Origin of the sequence: Pseudomonas sp. zfem004, assembly GCF_032621715.1 — a bacterium.
GTDB classification, from domain to species: Bacteria; Pseudomonadota; Gammaproteobacteria; order Pseudomonadales; family Pseudomonadaceae; genus Aquipseudomonas; species Aquipseudomonas sichuanensis.
Map to the genome: position 1 here is coordinate 94,683 of NZ_JAVYJF010000021.1, position 10,402 is coordinate 105,084.

The window sequence follows — 10,402 nt, forward strand, 5'->3', positions numbered from 1 at the left end:
GTGCAAGAGTTGATCGGTGCGGTTGGAGCGTTGTCGGCCAAGGAACGGAAGGCCCTGGCCAGGATGCTCAAGGAAAAGGGGATCGACCTCTTTGCTGTCGCACCGGTGTTCAAGCGCGACCCGCAGGCGCCTTTACGCCTGTCATACGCTCAGCAGCGCCAGTGGTTCCTCTGGCAACTGGACCCGCACAGCGCTGCCTACAACATTCCCACCGCCCTGCGCTTGCAGGGCGAACTCGATCATGGCGCCCTGCAAGCGGCGTTCGATACCTTGCTGGCACGCCATGGCGCCTTGCGCACCGGTTTCGTCGAGGACCAGGAGCAGGTGCTGCAGTTCATTCGCGAGCCGCAGCCGTTCGCCTTGCCGCTGCAGACCCTGCAACCCTTTGAGGCGCCCCAGACGCGCATCGAGCAGTTGCTCGGCCAGTGCCTGAACCAGCCGTTCGACCTGCGCCGTGAGCCGCTGCTGCGCGCGGCGTTGCTGCGCACCGGCGAGCGCGAGCATGTACTGGCCCTGGCCATGCACCACATCGTCTCCGACGGCTGGTCGATGCAGCTGATCGTGCGTGAGCTGATGCAGTGCTACGCAGCCTTCAGTCGTGGCCAGCAGCCGGTGCTGGCGCCGCTGGCCATCGACTACGCCGACTATGCCGCGTGGCAGCGCGAGTGGATGGAAGCCGGCGAACGCGAGCGCCAGCTGGCCTACTGGGTCGAGCAATTGGGCCGCGAGGCACTGGTGCTGGAATTGCCGGCCGACCGCCCACGGCCGCTGCGCCAGTCTTTCCGTGGCGCGCGCCTGGACATCCAGATCGACGCCGCGCTGGCCGATGGCCTCAAGCAACTGGCCCAGCGCAGCAACGTGACCCTGTTCATGCTGCTGCTGGCCAGCTTCCAGACCCTGTTGCACCGCTACAGCGGGCAAACCGATATCCGTGTCGGCGTGCCGGTGGCCAACCGTACCCGGGTGGAAGTGGAAGGGCTGGTGGGCTTCTTCGCCAACACCCAGGTGCTGGCCGCCAGGTTCGATGCCTGCGACGGCTTCGCCGACCTGCTGGGCCAGGTCAAGGCCCGGGTGCTGGGTGCGCAATCGCACCAGGACCTGCCGTTCGAGCAACTGGTCGAAGCCTTGGCGCCTGAGCGCACCCTGAGCCACAACCCGCTGTTCCAGGCCATGTTCAACCACCAGGGCAGCAGTGCCGCGCAGGCCCCCGCCGGTGGCAACCTGGGGCTGACCGCCGAGGTGATCGAGCGCGAGGGCTGCACCGCCCAGGTCGACCTCACCCTGGCCACCGAAGAACATGCTCAGGGCCTGGCCGCCAGCCTCACCTATGCCACCGACCTGTTCGATGCCGCCAGTGCCGAGCGCATGGCGCGGCACTGGGTCAACCTGCTGCGCGCCGTGGTCGCGGCGCCGCAGGGCAAGCTGGGTGAGCTGGCGATGCTCGGTGCCGACGAGCGTGAGCGCATCGTCGGGCAGTGGAACGCCACCGCCGATGCCAGCTTCCCGCTCGATCAGCCCGTGCAGCGCCTGATCGAAGCCCAAGTGTTGCGTACCCCGGATGCCCCGGCCCTGCAACTGGGCGAAGAGGTGCTCAGCTACGCCCAGCTCAACGCCCGGGCCAACCAGCTGGCGCGCCACCTGGTGCACCTGGGCGTCGGCCCGGACTGCCTGGTGGGCATCGCCCTGGAGCGCAGCGTGGAGATGGTCGTCGGCCTGCTGGCGGTGCTCAAGGCCGGTGGCGCCTACGTGCCGCTGGACCCGGAATACCCCACCGACCGCCTGGCCTACATGATCGAGGACAGCGGCGTGCAACTGCTGCTGACCAGCGCCGCGTTGCAGGAGCGCCTGCCGGTGCCGGCGGGGGTCAACTGCCTGAGCCTGGATACCCTGGCCCTCGGCCACCTGGCCGAGGATGACCTGGGCGTGGTGGTGCAAGGCGAAAACCTTGCCTACATGATCTACACCTCCGGCTCCACTGGCCGCCCCAAGGGCGCGGCCAACCGCCACCGAGCCTTGACCAACCGCCTGTGCTGGATGCAGCAGGCCTATGGCCTGGATGCCAGTGACGCAGTGCTGCAGAAGACGCCGTTCAGCTTCGACGTTTCGGTGTGGGAATTCTTCTGGCCGCTGATGACCGGTGCGCGGCTGGTGCTGGCGCGGCCGGGCGAGCACCGTGACCCGGCGCGCCTGGTGCGCCTGATCAACGAGCATGGCATCACCACGCTGCACTTCGTGCCGTCGATGCTCCAGGCGTTCATGCTCGACCCCCAGGCCGGCAGCTGCAAGGGCCTCAAGCGCATCATCTGCAGCGGCGAGGCGCTGGCGCTGGACACCCAGCAGCAGGTGCTCGCCCAGCTTGGCCAGGCCGGCCTGTACAACCTGTACGGCCCGACCGAGGCCGCCATCGACGTTACCCACTGGACCTGCCGCGAGCAGCACCTGCACAGCGTGCCGATCGGTGAGCCGATCGCCAACCTGTCCACCCACATCCTCGACGCCGGCCTCAACCCGGTGGCGGCCGGTGTGGTCGGTGAGCTGTACCTGGGCGGGGAAGGGCTGGCGCGCGGTTACCACCAGCGCCCTGGCCTGACCGCCGAGCGTTTCGTCGCCAGCCCGTTCGGTGCCGGCCAGCGGCTGTACCGCACCGGTGACCTGGCGCGTTATCGCGCCGACGGGGTGATCGAGTACGCCGGGCGCATCGACCATCAGGTCAAGATCCGCGGCCTGCGCATCGAGCTGGGTGAGATCGAGGCGCGCCTGCAAGAGCAGGCGCAGGTGTCCGAATGCGTGGCGATTGCCGGGCAGGGCGCTGCCGGCGTGCAGCTGCTGGCCTACGTAGTGCCCAGCGACCCGGCCCTGGCCGGCGCCGAGGCGGCGGTGCAGCGTGCGCTGGTCGACCAGCTCAAGGCGGCGCTGGGGCAGAGCATGCCCGACTACATGGTGCCGGCGCACATGATCCTGCTGCCGAGCATGCCGCTGTCGCCCAACGGCAAGCTCGACCGCAAGGCGCTGCCGGCCTTCGACCAGCGCCAGGTGCAGGCGCTCTACCGCGCGCCGCAAACCGAGCGCGAGCGCAGCGTGGCGGCCATCTGGCAGCAGCTTCTGGGCTGCGAGCAGGTGGGCCTGGATGACGACTTCTTCACCCTGGGCGGGCACTCGCTGCTGGCGACCCAGCTGGTCTCCCGCGTGCGCCAGGCGCTGGCTATCGATGTGCCGCTGCGGGTGCTGTTCGAACACAGCCAATTGCAGGCCTTTGTCGCCGCATTGGCCCAGGGCGAGCGCCGCGAGGTGGAGGCGATCCCGGCATTGCCACGGGATGCCGGGCTGGCGCTGTCCTATGCCCAGGAGCGCCAGTGGTTCCTCTGGCAGCTGGAGCCGCACAGCACCGCCTATGTGATCCCCATGGTCCTGCAACTGCAGGGCGAGCTGGATGTGGCCGCATTGGGCCAGGCGTTCCAGGCGTTGTTCGAACGCCATGAAAGCTTGCGCACCTGCTTCCAGGAGCAGGACGGCCAGTGCCTCCAGGTGTTCCATGACGGCGTGCAGTTCCCGCTGCCCGTGCAGTGCCTGCCCGCCGGTGCCGAGGAGCAGGCGGCCATCGCGGCCTTCGTCGGCGAACAGGTCGGCCGGCCGTTCGACCTGCGCGGCGACCTGCTGATGCGCGCCGCGCTGCTGCAACTGGCGCCACAGCGCCATGTGCTGGTGGTCACCCAGCACCACATCGTCTCCGATGGCTGGTCGATGCAGGTGATGATCGACGAGTTGCTGCACTGCTACGGCGCCGCCCGCGCCGGGCAGCCGGTACAGTTGCCGGCGCTGGCGATCCAGTACGCCGACTACGCCGCCTGGCAGCGCCAGTGGATGGACGCCGGCGAGCGTGAGCGCCAGCTGGATTACTGGAAAACCCACCTGGGCACGGCGCCGGTGGTGCTCGAACTGCCTACCGACCATGTTCGCCCGGTGCAGCAGAGCCTGCGCGGTGCGCGCCTGGAAGTGCCGGTGGACGCGGCGCTGCACCAGCGCCTCAAGGCGCTGGCCGAGCAGCAGGGCAGCACGCTGTTCATGCTGCTGCTGGCGGCCTACCAGACCCTGCTGTTCCGCAGCAGCGGCCAGCCGCGCATCCGCGTCGGCGTGCCGATCGCCAACCGCAACCGCCTGGAAACCGAGCGCCTGATCGGCTTCTTCGTCAACACCCAGGTGCTGCAGGCCGACCTGCGCGGCGAGGACAGCTTCCTCGACCTGCTGGCGCAGGTGCGCCAGGCCACGCTGGCGGCCCAGGACCACCAGGACCTGCCGTTCGAGCAACTGGTCGATGCCTTGCAGCCCGAGCGCAGCCTGAGCTACAGCCCGCTGTTCCAGGTGATGTTCAACCACCAGGCCGAACATGCCGGCGCCGCCCAGGCGCCACGTGCGCTGGCCGGCCTTGAGGTGCGCAGCCTGGGCTGGTCGGGTGACGACGCCCAGTTCGACCTGACCTTGAGCACCCACGAAAGCCCCGGGCAACTGGCGGCCTCGTTCACCTACGCCACCGACCTGTTCGAGGCGGCGAGCGTGCAGCGCCTGGCCGGCCACTGGCTGGGCCTGCTGGCGCAGATCGTCGAGCGGCCCGAGGCCGCCCTGGGCGAGCTGCGTCTGCTGGACGCCGCCGAACAGGCGCGCCTGGCCAGTTTCAACCCGGCCCGTGAAGCCTATGAAAGCGAACTGTGCATCCACCAATTGATCGACCGCCAGGCGGCCGCGGCGCCCCAGGCGCTGGCCCTGATCGATGGCGAGCGGCGCCTGGACCACGCCTGGCTGCAAGCCCGCGCCAACCGCCTGGCCCACCACCTGGTGGCGCTGGGCGTTGGCCCAGAAGTGCGGGTGGGCGTGGCCATGCCGCGCAATGCCGAACTGTTGGTGGCGCTGCTGGCGGTGCTCAAGGCCGGCGGCACCTATGTGCCGCTGGACCCGGACTACCCCCGCGACCGCCTGGCCTACATGCTCGAAGACAGCCAGGCCCGTGTGCTGCTGACCCAGGCCGGGGCGCTGGATGGCGTGCCGCTGGAAGGGCTGGCCACGGTGCTGGTCGCTGAAGAGGACGCGGCCTTGGCCGCCTACCCGCACACCGCGCCCGTGGTGGCGGTGCGGCCGGATAACCTGGCCTATGTGATCTACACCTCCGGTTCCACCGGCAAGCCCAAGGGTGTGGCGATTGCCCACCGCAACGTGGCCGCGCTGGTGCACTGGTCGGCCGGGGTCTACCCGCGCGAGGCGATCCGTGGCGTGCTGGCCTCGACTTCGGTGTGCTTCGACCTGTCGGTGTGGGAGCTGTTCGTCACCCTGGCCAACGGTGGCCACCTGATCCTGGCGCGCAATGCCCTGGAGCTGGGCAGCCTGCCGGCGCGGGCCGAGGTGCGCCTGGTCAACACCGTGCCATCGGCCATCGCCGCGCTGCTGCGTGCGGGTGACATTCCAGCTGGGGTCAAGATCGTCAACCTGGCGGGTGAGCCGCTCAAGCAGGAGCTGGTCGACAGCCTGTATGCGCTGGGCACCCTGGACCATGTATACGACCTGTACGGACCATCGGAAGACACCACCTATTCGACCTACTGCCGTCGCGAAGCCGGTGGGCAGGCCAGCATCGGCCGGCCGCTGTGCAACAGCCAGGGTTACCTGCTGGATGATCAACTGCACCCGGTACCGGTCGGTGTCGCCGCCGAGCTGTACCTGGCCGGTGACGGGGTGACCCGTGGCTACCTGCTGCGCCCGGGGCTGACTGCCGAGAAGTTCGTGCCCAACCCATCCGGCGAAGCCGGCGAGCGGATGTACCGTACCGGCGACCTGACCCGCTACCGCGAGGACGGCCAGCTGGAGTACATCGGCCGGGTCGACCATCAGGTCAAGGTGCGTGGTTTCCGCATCGAGCTGGGCGAGATCGAAACCCGCCTGCAACAGCAGGCCGGCGTGCGCGAGGCGGTGGTGCTGGCGGTGGAAGGTGCCAGCGGCCATCAGCTGGTGGGCTACCTGGTGGCCAATGCCGCGCTGGACAGCGAGCAGGTGAAAGCCGCGCTGCGCGAACAGCTGCCGGARTACATGGTGCCGGCGCACCTGCTGCAACTGCCGGCGCTGCCGCTGACCCCCAACGGCAAGCTGGACCGCAAGGCCCTGCCACTGCCGGACCTGGAGCAGGCGCAGGCCGACTACCAAGCCCCGGCCACTGACCTTGAACAACGCATCGCGGCGATCTGGCAGGACGTGCTCAAGCTGGAGCGCATCGGTGCGCGGGACAACTTCTTCGAACTGGGCGGCGACTCGATCATCTCGTTGCAGGTGGTCAGCCGGGCACGCCAGGCGGGGATTCACTTCACGCCCAAGCAACTGTTCCAGCACCAGACCGTGCAGGGCCTGGCCGCGGTGGCCAGCCTCGACGGCAACGGCCTGCAAGTAGCGCAGGGCCGGGTCGAAGGGCCGACGGCGCTGCTGCCGATCCATCGGGTGTTCTTCGACGAGGTGCAGGTCGAACGCCATCACTGGAACCAGTCGGTGCTGCTCAAGCCGCAGCAGCCGCTGGATGCTGCACGCCTGGAGCAGGCGCTGGCCAGCGTGCTGGAGCACCACGACGCGCTGCGCCTGGGCTTTGTCGAGGCGCAAGGGCAGTGGCAGGCGACCTACCATGGCGTGCCGGCCCACAGCGTGCTGTGGCGCCGCGAGGTGGCCGATGCCGCCGCGCTGGAGGCGCTGGGTCGCGAGGCCCAGGCCAGCCTGGACCTGGCCAGCGGCCCGCTGCTGCGTGCAGTGCTGGCCGAGTACCAAGGCGAACAGCGGCTGCTGCTGGTGATCCATCACCTGGCGGTGGACGGTGTGTCTTGGCGGATCCTCTTCGAAGACCTGCAACAGGCCTACGAGCAAGGCACGCAAGCCCAACTGCCGGCGCGTACCAGCAGTGTGCGCGACTGGGCGGGGCAACTGCAGGACTACGCCCGAGGTGAAGCGGCGTCGCAACGGGATTACTGGCAAGCGCAACTGCAGGGTGCCGACACCGACCTGCCGTGCGAACGCCCCGAAGGCAGCCTGGCCAACCAGCACGGCCGTTCGGTAGCCACCCAGCTGTCGCGGGAAACCACCCGCAAGCTGCTGCAAGAAGCCCCGGCGGCCTACCGCACCCAGGTCAACGACCTGCTGCTGTGCGCCCTGGCCCGGGTCATCGGGCGCTGGAGCGGGCGTGACGACACGCTGATCCAACTGGAAGGGCATGGCCGTGAGGCGTTGTTCGACGCCCTCGACCTGACCCGTACCGTGGGCTGGTTCACCAGCCTGTTCCCGGTGCGCCTGGGCCGCTGCGAGGCACTGGGCAGCAACCTGCGCCTGGTCAAGGAACAGCTGCGGGCGATCCCGGACAAGGGCCTGGGCTGGGGCGCGCTGCGCTACCTGGGCGACGAGCGCGTGCAGGCCGAGCTGGCAGCGCTGCCGACGCCACGCATCACCTTCAACTACCTGGGCCAGTTCGACGGCAGCTTTGCGGCCGAGGACGGCGCGCTGTTCGTGCCGGCCGGCGAAGCCGTGGGCCCGGACCAGAGCCCGCTGGCGGCACTGGGCAACTGGCTGACGCTCAATGGCCAGGTGTACGGCGGCGAGTTCAGCATGGGCTGGCGTTTCAGCACGCAGATGTTCGACGAAGCCACCGTGCAGCGCCTGGCGGATGACTACGGTCGCGAGCTGGAAGCTCTGGTCGAGCATTGCTGCACCTTGCAGGAACGCTCGGCGACGCCGTCGGACTTCCCGCTGGCCGGCCTGGATATGGCCGGGCTGGACAACCTGCCGGTACCCCTGGCGCAGATCGAAGACATCTACCCGCTGTCGCCGATGCAGCAGGGCATGCTGTTCCACACCGTCTACGAGCACAGCGGCGACTACATCAACCAGATGCGCCTGGAGGTCGAAGGCCTGGAGCCTGCGCGCTTCGCGGCGGCCTGGCAGGCCTGCGTCGATGACCATGACGTACTGCGCAGCAGCTTCCTCTGGCAGGGGCTGGAGCGCCCGCTGCAAGTCATCCGCAAGTCCGTGCAACTGAACCTGCGCGAGCTCGACTGGCGCGACCGCGCCGCCGACACCGCCGCGCTCGACCAACTGGCCGCCGACGAGCGCGCCCAGGGCTTCGACCCGGCCGAACCGCCATTGCTGCGCCTGCTGCTGGTGCGCCTGGGCGAGCAGCGCCACCACCTGATCTACACCAGCCACCACATCCTCATGGACGGCTGGAGCAACTCGCGCCTGATGGGCGAGGTCCTGCAACGCTACCGTGGACAGGCCGTACCGGCCCAGGCGGGGCGTTACCGCAACTACATCGCCTGGCTGGGTGCCCAGGACCCGGCGGCCACCGAGCAATTCTGGCGCGGGCAAGTGGCCGGGTTGGAGGTGCCGACCCGACTGGCGCGGGTGTTTGGCGACCTGCCGCAAGGCGAGGGTGGCCAGGTCGAGCTGTACACCGGCCTGGATGCCCAGCAAACCCAAGCACTGAGCGACTTTGCCCGCCAGCACAAGCTGACCATGAACACCCTGGTGCAGGGTGCCTGGGCCTTGCTGCTGTCGCGCTACACCGGCCAGCAGCACGTGGCCTTCGGTGCCACCGTGGCTGGCCGGCCGGCCGAGCTGGTGGGCATCGAGCAGCAACTGGGTCTGTTCATCAATACCCTGCCGGTGGTGGTCGACGTCGAGTCGCAGCAGCCGCTGGGCGAGTGGCTGGCGCAGTTGCAACTGCGCAACCTGGCCCTGCGTGAGCACGAACACACCGCGCTGTTCGATGTGCAGCGCTGGGCGCAGCTGGGCGACAACCTGTTCGATACCTTGCTGGTATTCGAGAACTTCCCGATCTCCGAGGCCCTGCAGCAGGCCGCGCCGGACAGCCTGCGCTTTGGTGAGGTACACAACCACGAGCAGACCAACTTCCCGCTGACCCTGATGGTGGTGCATGCCGAAGAGCTGGTATTGCACCTGAGCTTCGACAGCCGCAGCTTCCCCGAGCAAGGCATGCGCCGGCTCGGTGAACAGCTCAGCGGCCTGCTGGCCCGGTTGCCGGCGCAGTTCCACCTGCCGTTGGCCGAGCTGCCGAGCGTCGAAACCGCCGAACAGCAACGCCTGGCCAGTTTCAACCCGGCCCGTGAGGCCTATGAAAGCGAGCAGTGCATCCATCGGCTGATCGAGCGCCAGGCAGCCAAGACGCCGCAGGCGCTGGCCCTGATCGATGGCGAGCGGCGCCTGGACCACGCTTGGCTGCAAGCCCGCGCCAACCGCCTGGCCCACCACCTGGTGACGCTGGGGGTCGGCCCCGAGGTGCGGGTGGGCGTGGCCATGCCGCGCAACGCAGAGCTGCTGGTGGCGCTGCTGGCGGTGCTCAAGGCCGGTGGCACCTATGTGCCGCTGGACCCGGACTACCCGCTCGACCGCCTGGCCTACATGCTCGAAGACAGCCAGGCGCGGGTGCTGCTGACCCAGCCGGGTGTGCTCGAAGGCATTTCCCTGGACGGCCTGACCACGGTGCTGGTGGCCGAGGACGATGCGGCCCTGGCGCAGTACCCGGCGAACGCGCCGATCACCCGGGTGACTGCGCAGAACCTTGCCTACGTGATCTACACCTCCGGTTCCACCGGCAGGCCCAAGGGCGTGGCCATCACCCACCGCAACATCGTGGCCCTGGCGCACTGGTCCGCTGGCATGTACAGCCATGACGAGATCCAGGGCGTATTGGCCTCGACTTCGGTGTGCTTCGACCTGTCGGTGTGGGAGCTGTTCGTTACCCTGGCCAACGGTGGCTACCTGATCCTGGCGCGCAACGCCCTGGAGCTGGGCAACCTGCCGGCGCGGGCCGAGGTGCGCCTGATCAACACCGTGCCATCGGCCATCGCCGCGCTGCTGCGTGCCGGTGACGTGCCGGCCGAGGTGGACATCGTCAACCTGTGTGGTGAGCCGCTCAAGCAAGGGCTGGTGGACAGCCTGTACGCGCTGGGCACCCTGGACCATGTGTACGACCTGTACGGCCCGTCGGAAGACACCGTCTACTCCACCTTCAGCCGCCGCCTGCACGGCGGTATGCCGAGCATCGGCCAGCCGATGTGCAACAGCAGCGCGCTGCTGCTGGACGACCAACTGCAGGCCGCCCCCGTGGGCGTTGCCGCCGAGCTGTACCTGGCCGGTGACGGCCTGGCCCGCGGCTACCTGCTGCGCCCGGGGTTGACCGCCGAGAAGTTCGTGCCCAACCCGTCGGGCGAAGCCGGCGAGCGCATGTACCGTACCGGCGACCTGACCCGCTACCGCGAGGACGGCCAGCTGGAGTACATCGGCCGGGTCGACCATCAGGTCAAGGTGCGCGGTTTCCGCATCGAGCTGGGCGAGATCGAAACCCGCCTGCAACAGCAGGCCGGCGTGC

Annotated in this window: 1 protein-coding gene; it reads left to right on the plus strand. The window is 68.9% G+C overall.

Annotated features, from left to right (window positions below; genetic code table 11):
• Positions 1–10,402, plus strand: a 10,402-nt coding sequence (locus RTH46_RS20915; RefSeq protein ID WP_316906515.1) for a non-ribosomal peptide synthetase, incomplete at its 3' end; no start/stop codon positions are given.